Here is a 522-nt window from a genome sequence, read left to right as displayed (position 1 = left end):
CTGTTCCGAGGAGCATTGCCGTATGTGCATCGTGACCGCAAGCATGCATTTTTCCTGGAATCCTGGACTTGTAAGGAACATCATTCTCCTCCTGAATCGGCAAAGCATCCATATCAGCCCTCAATGCTATTGTTTTTTTGCCTTTTCCGATGTCTGCAAGTATTCCTGTGCCAATGCGCTTTATTCTGTATCCCCATTTTTTCAAATGCTCTTCAACTATTTGAGAGGTTCGTTCCTCTTCGTAACCAAGTTCAGGATACATATGAAACTCTCTCCGCCAGGCAATTATCTCCTCTCTAATCTTAAGAGCTTCTTCAAGAGGGTTCATAATAGCTCACCACTATTCAGTCTAAATATAAAATAGAATAGAAAAATTTAAACCTATTTCTTTTTCTTTGAGATCTGTTTTATTGCTTGCTCTAATGTCTCGTATCCTTTCCTCATGCGTATTACTGCATGTCGCATATAGGGAACTGCTTTGGGTGTGTATCCAATCTCCTTTGCTTGAATATAGTATTCTTG

At 39.8% G+C, this 522-nt stretch carries 1 protein-coding gene; it reads right to left on the bottom strand.

The features are described from left to right. Positions 1 to 328 (bottom strand): M20 family metallopeptidase (locus tag E3E37_RS10830; protein ID WP_167717354.1); only part of this gene is annotated, 328 nt, incomplete at its 3' end. Between the last annotated feature and the right edge of the window lie 194 nt (positions 329 to 522).

Origin of the sequence: Thermococcus sp. ES12 (genome assembly GCF_012027515.1) — an archaeon.
In the GTDB taxonomy this organism is placed as follows: domain Archaea; phylum Methanobacteriota_B; class Thermococci; order Thermococcales; family Thermococcaceae; genus Thermococcus; species Thermococcus barossii.
Note: the sequence above shows the minus strand (reverse complement) of the source record. Positions and strands in the feature narration are given on the sequence as shown.